An 18214-nucleotide genomic window follows, 5' to 3' on the forward strand; every position below is an offset into this window, starting at 1 on the left:
ACCGAGCTTGCGAGGTTGGGGAGCTGCTGGGGACTATCGCGGCCCTGCGCGAGCACTGCCCTTGGATGGGTGCGCTGACGCACGAGTCGCTGGTGGAATACCTGATCGAGGAAGCCTACGAAGTGGTGGACTCGATCGAGGCCGGCGCAGTTGACGATGAACTCCGCGGCGAGCTGGGAGATGTGCTGCTTCAAGTAGTGCTTCACGCCCGGCTCGCCGAGGAGCGCGGCAGCTTTGATTTCGCTGCGGTGGCCCGGGGCATCAACGCCAAGATGATCCGACGCAACCAGCATGTCTTCAAGGCGGACGGTTCCCTGCAGGAGAGTTTCCCGGCCAGCGTCGAGGAAATCATCATCAAGTGGGACGCTGCCAAACGCGCGGAGAAGCCGGAGCGCTCGGATCCTTTTGGAGGCATTGCGCCGCACCTTCCTGCGTTGGCGGCGGCACAGAAGTCCTTGGACAGGGCAGCCCGCGCAGGCCTGGACGTGGAAGCAGCAGGCGGGCAGGCCGCCGTCGGGATCGCTGCTGTACCAGCCTCGGAAGAGGAGCTTGGTGAGCTGTTGCTCGCCGTCGTCGCCGGTGCCCGGGAGCAAGGACTCGACGCCGAACGGGCCCTCCGTGCCGCGGTTCGATCGTTTCAGAATGGTGCCGCCCGGCCTTCATGACGTGAGGGCTTGGAATTTGTTCCGTAACCTGAGCCACTCTGGACTAGGCTAGTAGGGACGAGGACGTTGCGAATTTCCCTCTTCATTCCTGTTATTTGCCCATAAGGAGCACATCCATGGCGCTTATCGATGCCATCCACGCACGCGAGATCCTTGATTCCCGCGGAAACCCGACCGTAGAAGTTGAGGTCCTGCTCTCCGACGGCCAGATCGGCCGCGCAGCAGTTCCCTCCGGTGCCTCCACCGGCGAACACGAGGCCGTTGAGCTCCGCGACGGCGACAAGGGCCGTTACCTCGGCAAGGGTGTCCAGAAGGCTGTTGACGCCGTCATCGACGAGATCTCCCCGGCCCTGATTGGTTTCGACGCCACTGACCAGCGCAGCATCGACCAGGCCATGATTGACCTGGACGGCACGCCCAACAAGGGCAAGCTCGGCGCCAACGCCATCCTGGGTGTTTCCCTGGCCGTTGCCAACGCTGCCGCAGCTTCTGCTGACCTGCCGCTGTACAAGTACCTGGGCGGCCCGAACGCCCACGTCCTGCCCGTTCCCCTGATGAACATCCTCAACGGCGGCTCGCACGCCGACTCCGATGTTGACATCCAGGAATTCATGATCGCCCCGATCGGTGCCGAGACCTTCTCCGAAGGCCTGCGCTGGGGCGTTGAGGTTTACCACAACCTCAAGGCCGTCCTCCAGGAAAAGGGCCTCTCCACCGGCCTCGGTGACGAAGGTGGCTTCGCCCCCAACCTGCCGTCCAACCGCGCTGCACTGGACCTGATCCAGGAAGCCATCAAGAACGCCGGCTACACCCCGGGCACGGACATCGCCCTTGCGCTGGACGTTGCGTCGTCGGAGTTCTACAAGAACGGTGCTTACCAGTTCGAAGGCAAGGCACTTTCCGCCACCGAGATGAGCGCTTACTACGCTGAGCTCGTTGCCGACTACCCGCTGGTTTCCATTGAGGACCCGCTGGACGAGAACGACTGGGAAGGCTGGAAGACCCTCACCGACACCATCGGTGACAAGGTCCAGCTGGTGGGCGACGACCTCTTCGTCACCAACCCGGTCCGCCTGCAGCAGGGCATCGACGCCGCTACGGCCAACTCCCTGCTGGTCAAGGTCAACCAGATCGGTTCCCTGACCGAGACGCTGGACGCCGTGTCCCTGGCCCAGCGCTCCGGTTACACCACCATCACCTCGCACCGCTCCGGCGAAACCGAGGACACCACCATTGCTGACATCGCCGTTGCCACCAACGCGGGCCAGATCAAGACCGGTGCCCCGGCCCGCTCCGAGCGTGTTGCCAAGTACAACCAGCTGCTGCGCATCGAAGAAGAACTCGACGACGCCGCACGCTACGCCGGCCGCAGCGCATTCCCGCGTTTCAAGGGCTAGCCTTCAGCGAAAACAGCTAACCGGTGGCTATGGTGGAAAGACCATGGCCGCCGGTTCTGTTTAACTCCGGTTCTGTTTAACGCGGGCCAGGTTGGAAACAGCAAGCGCAGCAAACCGCCAGGCAAGCACCGGGCATTACAGGAGTGTCATGGCCACCCGTCGTCCAAAGGTACCCAGGGCCGACGCCCTTGGCAGCCAGCCCAGTGGCAGCCGTCCCTCCAGGGGCAGCCGCCCGCCCGGTGGTTCCGGTGAGGGCGCAATCTCCCAGGGCGCTGCCGGCAAGGGATCCGACGGTGCTGAGGTCATCAAGGCCGAGTTCGGCGGCGAGCGTGCACCGTCAAAGACGTCGACGTCGACGCCGGTGGGCGGCAAAGCGGCAGCCACCAGCAAAACTTCAAGCGGCGGAAAGAAGGCCGCAGGCAGGAAACCTGCGGGGATTTCCTACAAAGTCGCGGACACTAAAGCTCCGGACAAGGGCCAGGGTTCCGGGAAACCCGGCACTTCCAAGGATGACCGCGACCTCGACCCCGTACCGGCGAAAGCGTTCTCCGGCAGGATGCTTGCCCTGGCTGTGGTGATGATTGCCATCACTATTCTGCTGGCCCCCACGGTGAAGATCTTCCTGGAGAAACGAGCCGAAATTTCCGCGCTGGAAGCAGAAATTGCCGGGAGGAAAGCCGAGCAAACAGAGCTGAACAAGCAGATTTCCCGGTGGCAGGACCCCAACTACGTGAAACAGCAGGCCCGTGACCGCATTAACATGGTTATGCCGGGTGAAACAGGTTACTGGGTGTTTGGGGGAGAAGAAGCCGCCGGCACACCAGGCGGCCGCACCGGCTCCGGATCGTCGGCCAACCCGGAGAATCTGCCTTGGGTGGATGCTCTCTGGGAGTCAATCAGACGATCGGCAACTGACTAGACGCGGTGCCCGCCGCCGTCGTGTCCGCATGGGACGTGACAAAAAGGGGCAGGAAGGTTGGCAGCGCAAGTGGTAGAGAACACGGCAGCCGTGCCGCAGGAAACCCGCCAGCCGTCAGCACACGATCTTGAGGTCCTGAGCCGCCAGTTGGGACGGCCGGTCCGGGACGTTGTGGAGATCCCGGCGAGGTGCGTCTGCGGCAACCCCTTGGTGGCGGCTACGGCTCCCAGGCTCAGCAACGGAACGCCTTTCCCCACAACGTTCTACCTGACCCATCCCGTCATCACTTCCGCAGTGTCGCGGCTTGAAGCGGGCGGGATGATGAATGAGATGAATGAGCGGCTGACCGCCGACCATGAGCTCGCAGGCGCCTACCAGGGTGCGCATGATGCCTACCTGCAGGCCCGTAACGACATCGCTGGCCGCTCCGGCACCGGAGCGGTGCCGGAGATTGACGGCATCTCTGCGGGCGGAATGCCCACCCGCGTGAAGTGCCTCCATGTCTTGGTGGGTCACTCGTTGGCGGCCGGGCCGGGAGTCAACCCGCTGGGGGATGAAGCCCTGGCCGCCATCACCGAGTGGTGGACCAAGGACCGCTGCTATTGCGACGGCGCCTGGGACACTGCCGGCGAGGCTCCTTCCCGGGACTTGAGCCGCCACGGCCCGCAAGGACTGCCGGACATCGTGGGCCGCCCCGCGCCGGTGCGGAAATCAAAGATTGAGTCCGACACCGAGCAGGAGGGCACCGCGTGAGCCGGGTGGCCGCCATTGACTGCGGAACCAATTCCATCCGCCTCCTCATCGCCGACGCCTCACCTGAGGCTTCAGCCCAGGGCGCAACGGGTCCTCTGACTGACGTCGTGCGGGAAATGCGTGTGGTGCGGCTTGGGCAGGGCGTTGATGCAACGGGTGAACTGGCCCCCGAGGCCTTGGAACGCACCTTCGCGGCGGCACGCGACTATGCGGAACTGATCAAGGAACACGGCGCAGGGCGGATCCGCTTCGTGGCCACATCGGCCACCCGCGACGCCCGGAACCGCCAAGTCTTTGTGGACGGGATCAGGGGCCTTCTCGGAGTGCAGCCGGAGGTGATCTCCGGCGACGAGGAAGCTGCCCTGTCCTTCGCCGGAGCAAGCAGCGTCCTGCCGGCGGAGGGGAACAACCCGATTCTGGTGGTGGACCTTGGCGGCGGCAGCACCGAATTCGTGCTGGGCGACGCGCAGGGTGTTATTGCGGCACGCTCCGTTGACATTGGCTGCGTGCGGCTCACTGAACGGCACCTTCGCAACGATCCGCCTAGTGCCGCTCAAATCACCGCTGCAGAGGCCGACGTCGACGCCGCGCTTGATCTTGCCGCGCTGACGGTGCCGCTGGACCGCGCCACGGCTGTGGTGGGCGTTGCCGGTTCCATCACCACCATCACCGCGCACGCGCTGGGCCTGAGTGAATACCAACCCAACCGCATCCACGGCGCTTCGCTGGACCTGGAAACCATCACCGATGCGTGCACCAGCCTGCTGGAAATGACGCGCGATGAACGGGCAGCCCTTCCGTACATGCACCCGGGACGCGTGGACGTCATCGGAGCGGGAGCTTTGGTATGGCGCCGCATCCTGGGCCGTTTGGCTGCTGTCAGCAACGGGACCATCCGCGCAGCCGTCTCCAGCGAACACGACATCCTGGACGGCATCGCCCTGAGCATCCGGGACGGCCAATGACAGTGCGGCACCGACGCACCCTCTCCGCCGCGCTTGCCACCATCCTGGCGGGCGGGACGCTGGCAGGTGCGCTGTTGTCGGCTCCGGCCGCGAACGCGGATGCGTGGCGGGACAAGGAGTACTGGCTCAAGGAGTCGGGAGTCACCAACGCCTGGCAGGTGTCCAAGGGTGCTGGAGTCAAGGTCGCCATCATCGATAGCGGTGTTGACGGAAGCCACCCGGACCTCAAGGGAGCGGTGGTGGGAGGGACGGATGTTTCTGGTGCCGGAGCCCCCAACGGGCAAAAGAGCATTGGCGCCAAGACCGAGCACGGCACGCTGGTGGCCACCATGCTGGCCGGGCGCGGCCACACCACGCCCACTCCGCCTCCGTCGCCGTCCGCATCTGCGTCAGCGGCTCCAACGCCGCCAACCACTCCGCCTGCCGGGGGACCGGACGGAATCACGGGGGTTGCACCCGAAGCGGAGATCCTGGCCGTCTCAACCTGGCTCGGCTCGCCCAACCCGGCTGGAAAAACCGACCAGGAACAGATACCGGAGGCCGTGCGCTGGGCGGTTGATAACGGCGCCAAGGTCATCAACATTTCACTCGGGAGCACGTCGCCCGATTGGCCGCAGAGTTGGGACGCAGCGTTCCTTTACGCGGAGCAAAAGGACGTAGTGATTGTTGCCGCCGCGGGAAACCGGGTGGGTGGCAACGTCCAGGTTGGAGCCCCCGCAACCATTCCCGGCGTGCTCACGGTAGCCGGCCTCGACGGCGAGGGGCGTGCCAGCGTCGATTCTTCATCCCAGGGCATCAGCATTGGAGTGGCAGCCCCGGCGGAGAACCTGGTGGGTGGCATCCCGGGAGGCTCTTATGCCGAATGGGCAGGAACGTCCGGAGCAGCGCCCATCGTTTCGGGTGTGGCCGCACTCATCCGTTCCAAGTGGCCGGAGATGAGCGCCACCCAGGTCATCAACAGGATTGTGAGCACCGCCAAGGATGCTGGCGCTCCGGGCAAAGACCCGATTTATGGTTACGGCATCCTCAACGCTGAGGCAGCGTTGAAGAATGACGTGCCCGCCACGAGCACCAACCCTTTGGGTTCCATTGCAGACTGGATCCGCGTCCACCGCCGCGGCGACTTCAGCGAGCCCTCGCAGGCGCCGGTGGCAAGTCCTACAAGCGTTGCCCCCACGCTTGTTGATCCGACCGTCCCTGTTGCGAAGACGCCGGCCACCGTGGACGAGGCCCTTCCAGCCGCCGTCGTCCTTGGCTTTGGCGCCCTGTTTGTTGCCTTGATAGCGGGTGCGGCCATTCAGTTGAGAAGGGTTTCAAAGAACCAGCCCGCCGTGCCCGAAGAGCCCGAAACCGGCGCCCTTGTGAAGGTGGATCCTCCCGCCCGGACGTAGTTAGTGAAGATTTTCACAAAGTACGGTACTCTGGAGTTATGGCAACCACCCCTGAGCTCATTGACCGTCCCCGGGTTCTCGTCGTCGGCGGCGGCTACGTCGGCCTCTACGTAGCCCTCAAATTGCAGAAGAAGATCGCGAATGCAGGTGGCATCGTCACCGTCGTGGATCCACTGCCGTACATGACTTACCAGCCCTTCCTTCCGGAAGTTGCCGGCGGCAACATCGAGGCACGCCACGCCGTCGTCTCCCACCGTCAGCACCTCAAGCAGACTGAGCTCATCCAGGGCCGCGTCACCAGCATCGACCACGCAAACCGCACCGCGGTGATCGCTCCGTCCGATGGCGGCGAGAACTTCGAGATCCCGTACTTCGACGTCGTGATCGCAGCTGGCGCCATCACCCGTACCTTCCCCATCAAGGGCCTCGCGGACAAGGGCATTGGCCTGAAGACCATCGAGGAAGCCGTTGCACTGCGCAACAAGGTGCTGGAGCGCATCGAATCCGCTTCCACCATGACTGACCCCGCAGAACGCGCCAAGGCACTGACCTTCGTTGTTGTCGGTGGCGGTTTTGCCGGCATCGAATGCCTCACCGAAATGGAAGACCTCGCCCGTGCAGCTGTGCGGAACAACCCGCGCATCCGCCAGGAAGAAGTCCGCTTCATCCTGGTCGAGGCCATGGGCCGCATCATGCCCGAGGTCACCGCTTCGCAGGCAGAGTGGGTTGTGGAGCACCTCCGCAGCCGCGGCATCGAAGTACTCCTGAACACTTCCCTGGACAGCGCCGAGGGCAACCTCAAGCTGATCAACCTCCCGGACAAGACCTCCGCCGGCGAAGTTGAAGCAGACACCTTGGTATGGGCTGCCGGCGTGCAGGCCAACCCGATGATCCGCTCCACGGACTTCCCGCTGGAACCGCGTGGCCGCGTTCGCGTCCTCCCGGACCTCCGCATCGCAGGCGACGAAGGCATTGTGGAGAACGCCTGGGCAGCCGGCGACATCGCCGCTGTTCCGGACCTCACGGGCAAGGGCCTGCCGGACGGCACCTGTGTCCCCAACGCCCAGCACGCACTGCGTCAGGCCAAGAAGCTCGCGAAGAACCTCTGGGCCTCCCGCTGGGACAAGCCGCTGCACGACTACAAGCACAAGAACCTCGGTGCTGTTGCCGGCTTCGGCGAGTGGAAGGGCGTTGCCAACATCAACCTGCTCGGCCGCATCGGCCTCAAGGGCGGCCTCGCCTGGCTGGCACACCGTGGTTACCACGGCATGGCCATGCCCACGGTGGAGCGCAAGTTCCGTGTGGTCTTCGGCTGGATCCTGGCCTTCTTCGCTGGTCGCGACACCACGCAGCTGATGGACCTGGACAACCCGCGCGGTGCCTTCGTGGCTGCGGCCACTCCGGCTCCCAAGCCCGCTGCCGCTCCGGCTCCAGCTCCGGTGGAAGCCAAGCCGGCTGCTGAGGACGTCAAGACTCCGGTTACTGCTGACGCCAAGTAGTACACGTACGACGGCGGCCGTCCCCTTGAGGGGATGGCCGCCGTCGGCGTTTAACCGTCTGCGTTGTCAGGAGCGCCGCTCCACTGCTGCCCCTAGACTGGCCTCATGTCCGGTGAAACCGATCTGAAAACCCTTTTGGAGTCCCTTCATCCCGTAGCCCGCGACGGCGACTATGTGTATGCCCTGTGGCCGCACGGCCGGCCGTTGGAGGGCAGCATCGAAGCGGCTGTTCGGGAGGCTGAGGGCCTGACGGTTGTCCTTCGCCGTGATGAAGCAGACTCTTTGGGCCTGAGCTACGACTTTGTGGCTACCTGGATCACGTTGCAGGTCCATTCCGCTTTGGAGGCCGTGGGCTTGACCGCAGCCGTCAGCGCTGCACTGACGCACGCGGGAATCAGTTGCAACGTCCTTGCCGGTTTCCATCACGATCACCTCCTGGTGCCAACGGCAGACGCCGGCCGGGCCATGGATGTGCTGCGGCTTCTGGTGCGCGGCGTGGTCCTGCGCTCCGAACGGCCCGAGGACCGGGAGGAGATCCTGGAGCTCACGGCCCGGGCGTTCTCCATCTCACCGGTGGCCGGTGAGCCGGTTGAGGGCACGCCGATTGAAGTTGGGTTGCTGCGGGAGCTTTTTGAGTGCAGCGAGTACCTTCCGGAGTTCAGCATCGTTGCCGAGATCGGAGGCGACATAGTGGGCCATGCCATCAGTACCCGCGGCTGGGTGGGGGAGTTGGAGCTCATTGCCTTGGGGCCTATCGGCGTTCTTCCACCATTCCAGCGACGCGGCGTCGGCTCTGCCCTCATGCGTGAAACTGCCGCCCGCGCCACTGCGGCGGGTGAGCCCGGGATTGCTTTGCTCGGCAGCCCGCTCTATTACCCTCGATTTGGGTACGTGCCGGCCACGTCTGTCGGGGTCCAGCCCCCTGAAGCGGCTTGGGGCGAACACTTCCAGCTGCTCACCCTGCCGGGATGGCCCGACGACGTCCGTGGCACCTTCCGCTACGCCGGTCCCTTCAACCGGCTCTAGCTGGGATACCATGGTCCGGGCGCCCCAGTAGCCCAATTGGCAGAGGCAGCGGACTTAAAATCCGCGTGTTGTGGGTTCGAGTCCCACCTGGGGCACAAAGGCAAGGTGAGAGCTCTTTCTCCCTTCCAGTGCACACTTCTTCTCTTCAGTGACTTTTCCCAGCGAGTTCGTAGATTCCCCACAGGCAACGAGTGTTATAGGGATGTGACCTGAATCACTTATGTTCGCGGGGCAATTGCACTAGTTTGAGTCTTAATCAGGAACACCTGAGTAATCGCATCAAAGGCAGTTCGCACCTTTCGATCGAGGAGACAACGAATGTTTGATCTTTCCCCAGCGGCGCCCCGAGCCGCCAAGCTAACAGCGCTTGGCATTGGGGTCGCTCTCTTGGCCACAGCTTGTGGTGGGTCTTCGACTCCTACCCAGACTGGGTCTTCATCCGCCGCCGCGGCAGGTATCGCCTGCCCTGCACCGAGCGCCGGGGCGGGAGCCGGCAACAGCCAGGCTGCCACCAACACGGGACCAGTACCTCCCTCGACCACCACCACGGCTACGCCGCTTAAGCTTGGATCGCTCCTGCCGACAACGGGGTCGCTGGCGTTCCTCGGCCCGCCCGAAATTGCCGGCGTCAACCTCGGCATCAAGGAAGTCAACGACGCCGGCGGCGTGCTGGGTGCACCGGTGGAAGTGACCCACCGCGACTCCGGCGACACCAAGACCGACATCGCCACGCAGTCCACCACTGCCCTGCTGGGCCAGGGCGTGAGCGCCGTCATCGGTGCGGCCTCGTCCGGTGTTTCCAAGACGGTCATCAACCAGATCACCGGCGCCGGTGTCATCCACTTCTCCCCGGCAAACACCTCTCCTGACTTCACCACGTGGGATGACAAGGGCCTCTACTGGCGCACCGCACCCTCGGATGTCCTGCAGGGCAAGGTTCTTGGCAACTACATGGCTACCTGTGGCGCCCAGACCGTTGGCATGATCGTTCTTAACGACGCCTACGGAACCGGCCTGCAGAAGAACGTCAAGGAAGCCTTCGAGGCAGCTGGCGGCAAGGTTGTTGCTGAAGAACTCTTCAACGAGGGTGATTCGCAGTTCAGCAGCCAGGTGGACAAGGTCCTGGCAGCAAAGCCGGATGCGATCGCCCTGATCACCTTCGACCAAGCCAAGAGCATCGTCCCCCTGATGACCGGCAAGGGCGTCAAGCCCACGCAGCTGTTCATGGTTGACGGCAACACCTCGGATTACAGCAAGGACTTCCAGGCAGGCACCATGAAGGGCGCGCAGGGAACCATCCCCGGCACGTTCGCCAAGGACGCCTTCAAGCAGAAGCTCCTCGCGATCGATCCCGCACTGAAGGATTACAGCTACGCAGGCGAGTCCTACGACGCCGTAAACCTGATCTCGCTTGCCGCTGAGGCAGCAAAGAGCACCAAGGGCACAGACATTGCAGCCAAGCTCAAGGAAGTCTCTGAAGGCGGCGAGAAGTGCACCGACTTCCCGTCCTGCGTCACCCTGCTCCGCGAGGGCAAGGATATTGACTACGACGGCCAGTCCGGTCCTGTAACGTTCTCCGATGCCGGTGACCCCACCGAGGCATACATCGGCATCTACGAGTACCAGGATGACAACACTTACAAGCCGGTCCGCGAAGAGTTCGGCAAGCTCTAAGCCAAACGCCAGCTGGACCGCAGTTAACAACGGGTCCCCTTCCCGCAAGGAAGGGGACCCGTTCTGCGTCCACAGCATGACGTCCAAAGCCATTACACAGGCGGTACACCTACCATGTCCTCATGAAGCTAACCCGGGAAGCCCGCTCCATCGCGGTGGTCATCAACACCGGTTCACGTAAAGGCGCCGCAGCCCGAAAGCTCGTGACCCAGAGTCTGGAAGAGGCGCAGCTCCCGGTCTCCGCCGTGTATACGGTGGATGGAGGGGGAGACCTCGGCCGTACCCTGGAGCTGGCGGTTACCGACGGGCACGATCTTGTGCTGGTGGGGGGAGGCGACGGAACGGTTGCCTCCGCAGCCGGGCTCGTGGCCGGTACCGACGTCGTCCTGGGTGTCCTTCCGCTGGGCACCGCCAATGACCTTGCCAGGACCCTGGAGATCCCCCAGGACCTGAGCGGCGCTTGCGCTGCCTTCGCGGAGGGAAAAGTGGTGGACATCGACCTCGGACGGGCCAACGGCCAGCCGTTCCTGAATGTGGCTTCAGCCGGCCTCTCCGTGGCAGTCACGGAGGCGCTCAGCCCGCGCCTTAAGCGTCTCATAGGCCCCTTGGCATACGGTGTGGCTACTCTGCGCTCCTACGCCAAGCACAGGCCATTCCACGCCCGCCTTGAGTTCCCGGAGGGGGACCATGAGCCCGTGGAGCTGGAGGACCTGCTTCAAGTGGCAGTTGGGAACGGACGATACTACGGCGGCGGCAACGCGGTCTCTCCCACAGCGGGGATTGACGATCACACCCTGGACATTTATGCGATCCTGGCTGCACCGCTGCGGGAGCAGGCCAAGATCGCCCGTTCGCTGAAAAATGGCAAATTTGTGGAAAACGAGCGTGTTTACCACCTCACCAGCCGGAGCGTCAGGCTGGTGACCACTCCGCCGCTGCCGGTAAACCTCGACGGCGAAATCGCAACCAGCACGCCCACGGACTTCACTGTTGAGCGAAATGCGGTGCATGTGGTGGTGCCGGAGAACAGCACTAGCGCGACGTTCGAGGGACGCAGCTGAAAACAGCGAAGGCCTGGTTCCGGCGACACCGGAACCAGGCCTTCGTGACCGACGTCGTTAGACTTCGTCGGCGAGGGTACCCAGGTACAGCTGAATGACCTTGGGGTCCTTCATGAGCTCCCGGCCTGTGCCGGTGTACGCATCCTTACCCTGGTCCAGGACATATCCGCGGTCGCAGATCTGCAGGCAGCGGCGGGCATTCTGTTCCACCATGATCACTGAGACGCCGGCACGGTTGATCTCGTGGACACGGAGGAAGGTCTCGTCCTGTTTCACGGGGGAGAGGCCTGCCGATGGCTCATCGAGCAGCAGCACGGCCGGGTCCATCATGAGTGCCCTGCCCATGGCCACCATCTGGCGTTCGCCGCCGGAGAGGGACCCTGCGCGCTGGGCACGCCGCTTACCCAGCTCCGGGAAGAGGCTGGTCACAAAGTCGAAGCGTTCGGAGAAGTCCTTGGGCCGCTGGAACATCCCCATTTGCAGGTTCTCTTCAATGGTCAGCGTGGCAAAGACGTTGTTGGTCTGCGGCACGAAGCCCACGCCCTGGGTGACCAGTTTGTTGGCCTTCAACCCTGTGAGGTCCTGGCCGCGGACCACCACTGTGCCGGAGTGGACCTTCACCAAGCCGAACATGGCTTTCAGGAGCGTGGACTTGCCCGCACCGTTAGGCCCGATGATGCCGATCAACTCTCCCTTGCGGGCCTCGATGCTGCAGCCGTTGAGGATATTGACGCCGGGAATGTAACCCGCCACCAGGTTGGTGACTTTGACCACCGAGTCGGACGCGGGGGCATCTGCCGAGGCGGGCATTGCGCTGGTGTTGCTCATTGTCCGTCCTCCTTCTTGGTTTCTACGATTTCGGACAGGATGCCCGCATCTTCGGTTCCCACCACCGACTCTTCGTCGGCTTCGAGTTCTGCCTCGAGCACCTTGATGCCCTCAGCGTCACCGAGGTCCACATCGTGGTGGGCGCCGAGGTAGGCGTCGATGACCGCAGGGTTCTTCATGACTTCGCCCGGAGGTCCTTCGGCAACAACCTTGCCTTCGGCCATGACCACAACCCAGTCAGCGATGTGGCGGACCATGTTCATGTCGTGCTCCACGAACAGAACGGTCATGCCCTCTGCCTTGAGGTTCTTGATGTGGTCCAACAATGACTGCGTCAGCGCCGGGTTCACACCAGCCATGGGCTCATCGAGCATCACCAGCTTGGGCTTGACCATCAAGGAACGTGCCATCTCCAGGAGCTTCCGCTGACCACCGGAGAGGGACGCTGCATAGTCGTCCTTCTTGGCATCCAGTTTGAACTTCTCCAACAGCACGTTGGCCTGGGCTGTGATCTCCTTTTCGCGGCCGCCCCACAAGCCCTTGAAAAGGGCCTTGGAAAGCCGTTCGCCAGGCTGCTCGGCAGCCCCCAGGCGCATGTTTTCCATGACCGTCAGCTTGCCCATCACTTTGGTCAGCTGGAACGTGCGGACCATGCCCATGCGTGCAACTTTGTACGAGGAGACGCCGGCCAGGCTGCTGCCTTCGAACTGCCACTTGCCCGTGTTGGGAGTGTCAAAGCCTGTGAGCAGGTTGAACAACGTGGTCTTGCCGGCTCCGTTGGGACCAATCAAGGCGGTGATCTTATGGCGCGGGATCTCAAGGTATTCCACATCCACGGCGTTGATGCCGCCAAAGGAACGGGTCACGTCCTCTGCCACCACAATGGGATCGCGCTTCTTGCAGCCGGGAGTATTTTCCCCGACGGCAATGGGTCGCGAATCGGTCATGTAGTCGATGTTGTCAGCGTTGTCAGAATTACTGGTGTTCTGTTCGTTGGTCTCACTCATGCGAAAGCAAGCTCCTTCTTATTGCCGAAGACGCCTTGCGGGCGGAAGATCATCAGGAGCATCAACGCAACACCCACCAGGATGTAGCGCAACTGGCCGGCCTGGACGGTGGTCAGCCAGGTGATTACTCCTGATTCGATGAGGCCATAGAGCAGGCTCTGGGTCAGCGAGAGCACTACCCAGAAGATCATGGCTCCAATGACCGGCCCCAGAACCGTGGCCATGCCGCCGAGCAGGAGGCAGGTCCACAGGAAGAACGTGAGTTCCGTGCCGTAGTTGGACGGCTGGACGGCGCCGCGGGGGAGCGTGAAGATCATGCCCGCCAAGGCGCCCAGCACGCCGCCAATGATCAGTGCCTGCATCTTGTAGGCGTAGACGTTCTTGCCCAGCGAGCGGACTGCGTTCTCGTCTTCGCGGATGCCCTTCAGGACGCGGCCCCACGGGCTGCGCATCAGGAGCCACACCAGGACGCAGCACACAATGACCAGTCCCCAGGCGACGACGCGAATGAAGAAGTCGCGGTTGTTCATGCCCATGTAGGACCCCTCGGGGAAGGGATTCATGGCATAGAAGGTGTTCTCAAACGCGGCCAAACCGTTGGCGGAGCCAGTGACACTGGTGAGCTGGTTGGTGGTCACTACGTAGCGGACAATTTCTGCCGCTGCGATGGTGACGATTGCCAGGTAGTCGGCCCGCAGCCGCAGGGTGGGTATGCCGAGGATGAAGGCAAAGAGCACTGAGCAGAGAACAGAGATGATCAGGGCGAGGAAGAACGGGGCGTCGAAACTCAGGGTAGAGATTGCAAAGCCGTAGGCACCGACCGCCATGAAGCCGGCCTGGCCGAAGTTCAGCAGGCCCGAGTAGCCGAAGTGCACCGCGAGGCCCAAAGCGGCAAGTGCGTAGGCCGCCGTCGTCGGGCTGAACAATTCGCCAAGGGCGCTGGAGAAAATAAATCCGAAGTCCATGGCCCGCTCCTAACCCACACGCTCACGCCGGCCGAGGATACCCTGCGGTCGGAACAGAAGAACAACAATCATGATGAACAGGGCACCGACGTACTTGAGGTCGGCGGGAAGGCCGAACACTGTAGTCAGCTCCACGAAGATGCCGACGACGATCGAGCCGATCAGGGCACCGAAGACGGTTCCCAAACCACCCAGCGTCACGCCGGCGAAGATGAGCAGCAGGATTTGCGAGCCCATGTCGAAGGTGACGCCCGGGCGGTAGTAAGCCCACAGGATGCCACCGAGGGAGGCGAGGACGCCGCCGACGATCCACACAATGCGGATCACGGAGTCGACGTCGATGCCGGAGGCGGCTGCCAGTGCGGGGTTGTCCGCTACGGCGCGGGTTGCCTTGCCCAGACGGGTCTTCAGCAGGACGATGCCGATCAAGGCGATCACCACGGCACTGATGATCAGGGACCACAGATTGTTCGGGGAGATCGAAACAGGCCCGATCTGGATTTCACTACTCTGCGCACCGGGCAGCTGCTGTGTTGCACCGCCGAAGAAGAACTGGATCACGTAGCGGATGGCCAGGGCGAGGCCGATGCTGACAATCATCATGGGGACCAGGCCTGAACCGCGCTTCCTCAGTGGCCGCCAGAGCCCCGCGTCCTGAACGTATCCGAACAGACCGCCGCCCACCAAGGCCAGCAGGATCGCCAGCCAGAACGGGAGTCCGAAGGCGTTGAACATGAACACCAGTACTGCGCCCAGCGTTACCATCTCGCCGTGGGCGAAGTTGGTCAGGCCGGTGGTTCCGAAGATCAGGGAGAGCCCAACGGCGGCCAGCGCCAGGAGGAGGCCGAAGCTTAGGCCCGCGACGAGGCGGTTGAGGAGGTTTTGGCCGAAGTCCTGTTGCTGGACCACGATTCCCTTGCCGAAGGCGAAGATCACGGACAAGTTGGATGTTTGGCTGAACGTGACGTCGCGGGGATTGTCCTGGCCGTCAGCGAGTTTGATCCCCTCCGGCAAGGTGGAGGTGTCCAGCTCAATGGTGTACGTGCCTTGGACGGGAACGCCGATGCTCCAGGCTCCGTTGGCTCCGGAGGTGGCTTCACCTTCGAACCCGTTGCCCGTGGCCTTGATTTTGACGCCGGGTATGGGGGCCCGTGCATCATCGCGGAGAAAACCGCTGATGTTGTTCTGGAAAGTCGTTGGTGACGGCGAAGGCGAGGGGGTGGTTGCCTGTGCCGAAGGGGCGGCGATCAACAGGGCTGTGATGAGGGCTGCGAACAGCGCCCCCACAACTCTCTGCAGTCCTTTGGACCGTCTCATGGACGGGTCGCGCAGTGTGCTTCTCAAAATGGAAACCTCCACAGTGGGGGTGGTCCCGGCTGCGCCATTGCAGCCGGTGCGAACGGTCATGGGGCTTGTGAACAGTTCTTGCCTAGCTGCCTCGTTTTGTGATCTAAGTCACCCATGTGTGGCCTATGTTACCGCTCGGTGGAGCTAATGAATGCCCAGTTCGGGGCTGTGAAGATCGCGATCAGATAACAACTGTGAAGCTACAGGCAACTAGTGATGTAGGAACGCTTAAGTAAACCTTTGTTGTTTGTGGGTGTTACTAAACGTTCCGGCGGCGTCACTCCTCCGATTTCTTGTCACGGTTGAGTTTCGTCTCCGTGAACAAGGGAACTTTCCCTGCCGCGCGCGCGTGGTAATTGGTACCGTGAATTATCACTAGCCCTTTTTCAGGAGGACACCCGCAATGGCACTTGGCGGAAACCCAGTCTTCAACGGAAAGAATTTCCGTGGAGCAAAGCAGGCCCCGCCTGTACCGCAGAACCCGTACGGCCAGCAGTTCAACCAGGCACCCGGCCGTGCGCCGAGCCAGGTCATGGACGGCCACGCAGCATGGTCTGCCCAGCAGCAGAACATGACCAACGAACAACTGCAGCAGATGTACAACCAGCCCGCTGCAGGCCCGGCCGACACCGGCCGCATGACGTACGACGACGTCATTATGAAGACTGTCGCCTGCCTCGTGGTTCTCATCATCGGTGCCGGCGTCACGCTCTTCGTAGCGCCCGCCCTCTCCACCATGCTCATGATCGTTGGTGCGTTGGGCGGATTCGTCCTGGCGCTGGTCAACACCTTCAAGAAGCAGCCTTCACCGGCTCTGATCCTTGCCTACGCCGGCCTCGAGGGCCTGTTCCTCGGTGGCCTCACCCGCATCCTGGATGGCATGTACCCCGGCGTTGGCCTCCAGGCTGTGATCGGTACGCTGGCAGTCTTCGGCGTCACCTTGGTGCTCTTCAAGAGCGGCAAGGTCCGCGCCACCCCCAAGATGATGCGCTTCTTCCTGATCGCCACCATCGGGTACGCGGTCTTCGCGCTGATCAACATGGTGATGATGTGGACGGGTGCTGTGCAGGAGCCTTTCGGCCTGCGTACCAGCGTTGAAATCTTCGGCATCCCGCTGGGTGTCTTCATCGGCATCCTGGCCATCGGCCTGGCAGCGTTCTCGCTGATCATGGACTTCACCAGCATCGAAGAAGGCGTCCGCGCCGGCGCCCCGGAACGTTACTCCTGGGTTGCAGCATTCGGCCTGACGGTCACCCTGGTTTGGCTCTACGTTGAAATCATCCGCCTGCTCGCAATCCTGCGAGGCGACGACTAGTTACCAACAGCTCCAGCGTGAAATGCCCCCGAAGATCTCTTCGGGGGCATTTTTGCGTTCGTGAGGGGTGAGATCTCGGCGGAATAAGCGCCTCAAAGTGCCGAGATCCAACCCCTCGCCGCCGGAAACCCCCTCGGCTAGCTCAAGCGCTCAAAGACCACTGCCATGCCCTGACCTCCACCGACGCACAGCGTGGCCAGCCCCAGGGTTCCGTCGCGTTCCTTGAGACCGTTCAGGAGCGTGCTGGTCATCCTGGCACCGGTCATACCGAAGGGGTGGCCCAGGGCAATGGCGCCACCGTGGACATTGAGCTTTGCAGGATCAATCCCCAATTCGCGGGCGCTCGCCACCACCTGCACGGCGAAGGCCTCGTTGAGCTCCACCAGGTCGATGTCGTCCATGGTCATCCCGGCCAAGGCCAGGGCGCGGCGTGTGGATTCCACGGGCCCCATGCCCATGAGTTCGGGGGAGAGGGCGCTGACGCCGGTCGAGACCACCCTCGCCAGTGGCTGCAGGCCCAGTTGCCGGGCGCGTGTGTCACTCATGACCACCACGGCGGCGGCACCGTCGTTCAGGGGGCATGCGTTGCCGGCCGTGACGGTCCCGTCCGGGCGGAAGACGGGCTGTAATGCGGAGACGCCTTCCAAAGTGACCCCGGCGCGCGGTGAGTCATCCCTCTCCACCACAGTGCCGTCCCTGCGCGTGTACGGCGTGATGTCCCGGGCAAAGAATCCTGAGGCGATGGCGGCCTCGGCGCGATTCTGGCTCACGACGGCCCACTCATCTTGCTCGGCCCGGCTGATGCCATAACTGGTGGCGACGTTCTCGGCTGTCTGGCCCATGGAGATATAGATGTCGGGCAGCCGCCCGCCGAGCCGCGGGTCGGTCCACGGGATGTTGGAGGCCGCGCGCGCCGCAGTACGCTGGGCCGCTGCCTCGAAAAGCGGGTTGTGGTTGGAGGAATCCGTTTCGCCGGCCCCGGCCCAGTCCTGGTATCTGGACACACTCTCCACGCCCGCGGAGACTATCGCGTGCGCTTCCCCCGATCTGATGGCGTGGAAGGCCATCCGCAGGGTTTGCAGGCTCGAGGCGCAGAAGCGGTTAATGGTGGCTGCAGGCACGCGGTCCAGCCCTGCAAGGACGGCTACCACCCGTGCCATGTTGGATCCGGCCTCGCCGCTGGGTTCGGCGCAGCCCAGCAGGATGTCGTCCAGGCCTTGCCCCTCCCCGGCGGGATCGAAGGCCGGAATTTTCGCGAGTGCAGCCTGCACCATGGCGGTGGCCAGGTCATCCGGACGTTCGTCTTTGAGGGACCCTTTGAAGGCCCGGCCAATAGGGCTTCTGGCAGTGGAAACGATGACAGCCTCAGTCATGGCCCCAGCTTACGCCCGGCATCCGCTGG

The 18214-nt window shown here is 63.1% G+C and carries 16 protein-coding genes and 1 tRNA gene; 12 read left to right on the plus strand and 5 right to left on the minus strand.

The annotated features are described in order from the left end of the window. Nucleotides 1-65 precede the first annotated feature (65 nt). From AR689_RS03545 to AR689_RS03595, 11 genes are all read left to right on the plus strand, one after another. Nucleotides 66-665 carry a MazG nucleotide pyrophosphohydrolase domain-containing protein gene (locus AR689_RS03545; RefSeq protein ID WP_062068565.1) on the plus strand — a complete coding sequence of 200 codons (600 nt, stop codon included), beginning with the start codon at nucleotides 66-68 and terminating at the stop codon, nucleotides 663-665. A 116-nt stretch (nucleotides 666-781) separates the two neighbouring features. Beyond that, complete coding sequence (gene eno / locus AR689_RS03550; protein WP_062066886.1) at nucleotides 782-2062, plus strand: phosphopyruvate hydratase; 1281 nt, start codon at nucleotides 782-784, stop codon at nucleotides 2060-2062. Between the two features lie 148 nt (nucleotides 2063-2210). After that, nucleotides 2211-2981: an FtsB family cell division protein gene (locus tag AR689_RS03555; RefSeq protein ID WP_062066889.1), complete on the plus strand. Its 771-nt coding sequence runs from the start codon at nucleotides 2211-2213 to the stop codon at nucleotides 2979-2981. Nucleotides 2982-3050: 69 nt separating this feature from the next. Further along, nucleotides 3051-3734 carry a DUF501 domain-containing protein gene (locus AR689_RS03560; protein ID WP_197412801.1) on the plus strand — a complete coding sequence of 228 codons (684 nt, stop codon included), beginning with the start codon at nucleotides 3051-3053 and terminating at the stop codon, nucleotides 3732-3734. Beyond that, nucleotides 3731-4699 (plus strand): Ppx/GppA phosphatase family protein, encoded by a 969-nt coding sequence (locus AR689_RS03565; protein ID WP_062066895.1) that lies wholly within the window; start codon nucleotides 3731-3733, stop codon nucleotides 4697-4699. Before AR689_RS03560 ends, AR689_RS03565 begins: the two co-directional genes overlap by 4 nt. After that, nucleotides 4696-6090, plus strand: a complete 1395-nt coding sequence (locus AR689_RS03570; RefSeq protein WP_062066898.1) for a S8 family serine peptidase — start codon at nucleotides 4696-4698, stop codon at nucleotides 6088-6090. Before AR689_RS03565 ends, AR689_RS03570 begins: the two co-directional genes overlap by 4 nt. A gap of 38 nt (nucleotides 6091-6128) precedes the next feature. Further along, nucleotides 6129-7589, plus strand: coding sequence for an NAD(P)/FAD-dependent oxidoreductase (locus AR689_RS03575; RefSeq protein WP_062066901.1), 1461 nt, complete (start codon nucleotides 6129-6131; stop codon nucleotides 7587-7589). A gap of 105 nt (nucleotides 7590-7694) precedes the next feature. Next, on the plus strand, nucleotides 7695-8615 hold the full coding sequence (locus AR689_RS03580; protein WP_062066904.1) for an N-acetyltransferase: 921 nt from the start codon (nucleotides 7695-7697) through the stop codon (nucleotides 8613-8615). Between the two features lie 21 nt (nucleotides 8616-8636). Beyond that, nucleotides 8637-8710 (plus strand) — tRNA-Leu (locus AR689_RS03585). A 223-nt stretch (nucleotides 8711-8933) separates the two neighbouring features. Next, on the plus strand, nucleotides 8934-10289 hold the full coding sequence (locus AR689_RS03590) for an ABC transporter substrate-binding protein (RefSeq protein ID WP_062066907.1): 1356 nt from the start codon (nucleotides 8934-8936) through the stop codon (nucleotides 10287-10289). A 122-nt stretch (nucleotides 10290-10411) separates the two neighbouring features. Next, nucleotides 10412-11350, plus strand: coding sequence for a lipid kinase (locus AR689_RS03595; RefSeq protein WP_062066910.1), 939 nt, complete (start codon nucleotides 10412-10414; stop codon nucleotides 11348-11350). 57 nt (nucleotides 11351-11407) lie between these two features. On the opposite strand, the gene AR689_RS03600 is transcribed toward AR689_RS03595, so the two are convergent. The 4 genes from AR689_RS03600 to AR689_RS03615 are packed head-to-tail and all read right to left on the minus strand — an operon-like array spanning nucleotide 11408 to nucleotide 15557. After that, nucleotides 11408-12178, minus strand: coding sequence for an ABC transporter ATP-binding protein (locus tag AR689_RS03600; RefSeq protein WP_062066914.1), 771 nt, complete (start codon nucleotides 12176-12178; stop codon nucleotides 11408-11410). Then, nucleotides 12175-13185 (minus strand): ABC transporter ATP-binding protein, encoded by a 1011-nt coding sequence (locus AR689_RS03605; protein ID WP_062066917.1) that lies wholly within the window; start codon nucleotides 13183-13185, stop codon nucleotides 12175-12177. The genes AR689_RS03600 and AR689_RS03605 overlap by 4 nt, the downstream gene beginning before the upstream one ends. Next, nucleotides 13182-14150 carry a branched-chain amino acid ABC transporter permease gene (locus AR689_RS03610; protein ID WP_062066921.1) on the minus strand — a complete coding sequence of 323 codons (969 nt, stop codon included), beginning with the start codon at nucleotides 14148-14150 and terminating at the stop codon, nucleotides 13182-13184. Before AR689_RS03610 ends, AR689_RS03605 begins: the two co-directional genes overlap by 4 nt. Before the next feature lie 9 nt (nucleotides 14151-14159). Beyond that, nucleotides 14160-15557 (minus strand): branched-chain amino acid ABC transporter permease, encoded by a 1398-nt coding sequence (locus AR689_RS03615; protein ID WP_062066924.1) that lies wholly within the window; start codon nucleotides 15555-15557, stop codon nucleotides 14160-14162. Between the two features lie 343 nt (nucleotides 15558-15900). Here AR689_RS03615 and AR689_RS03620 point away from each other — a divergent pair, with 343 nt between their 5' ends. Further along, nucleotides 15901-16812, plus strand: coding sequence for a Bax inhibitor-1/YccA family protein (locus AR689_RS03620; RefSeq protein WP_062066927.1), 912 nt, complete (start codon nucleotides 15901-15903; stop codon nucleotides 16810-16812). A 137-nt stretch (nucleotides 16813-16949) separates the two neighbouring features. On the opposite strand, the gene AR689_RS03625 is transcribed toward AR689_RS03620, so the two are convergent. Next, nucleotides 16950-18185: an acetyl-CoA C-acetyltransferase gene (locus AR689_RS03625; RefSeq protein WP_062066930.1), complete on the minus strand. Its 1236-nt coding sequence runs from the start codon at nucleotides 18183-18185 to the stop codon at nucleotides 16950-16952. Between the last annotated feature and the right edge of the window lie 29 nt (nucleotides 18186-18214).

Source organism: Arthrobacter sp. EpRS71 (genome assembly GCF_001512285.1).
GTDB lineage: Bacteria > Actinomycetota > Actinomycetes > Actinomycetales > Micrococcaceae > Arthrobacter.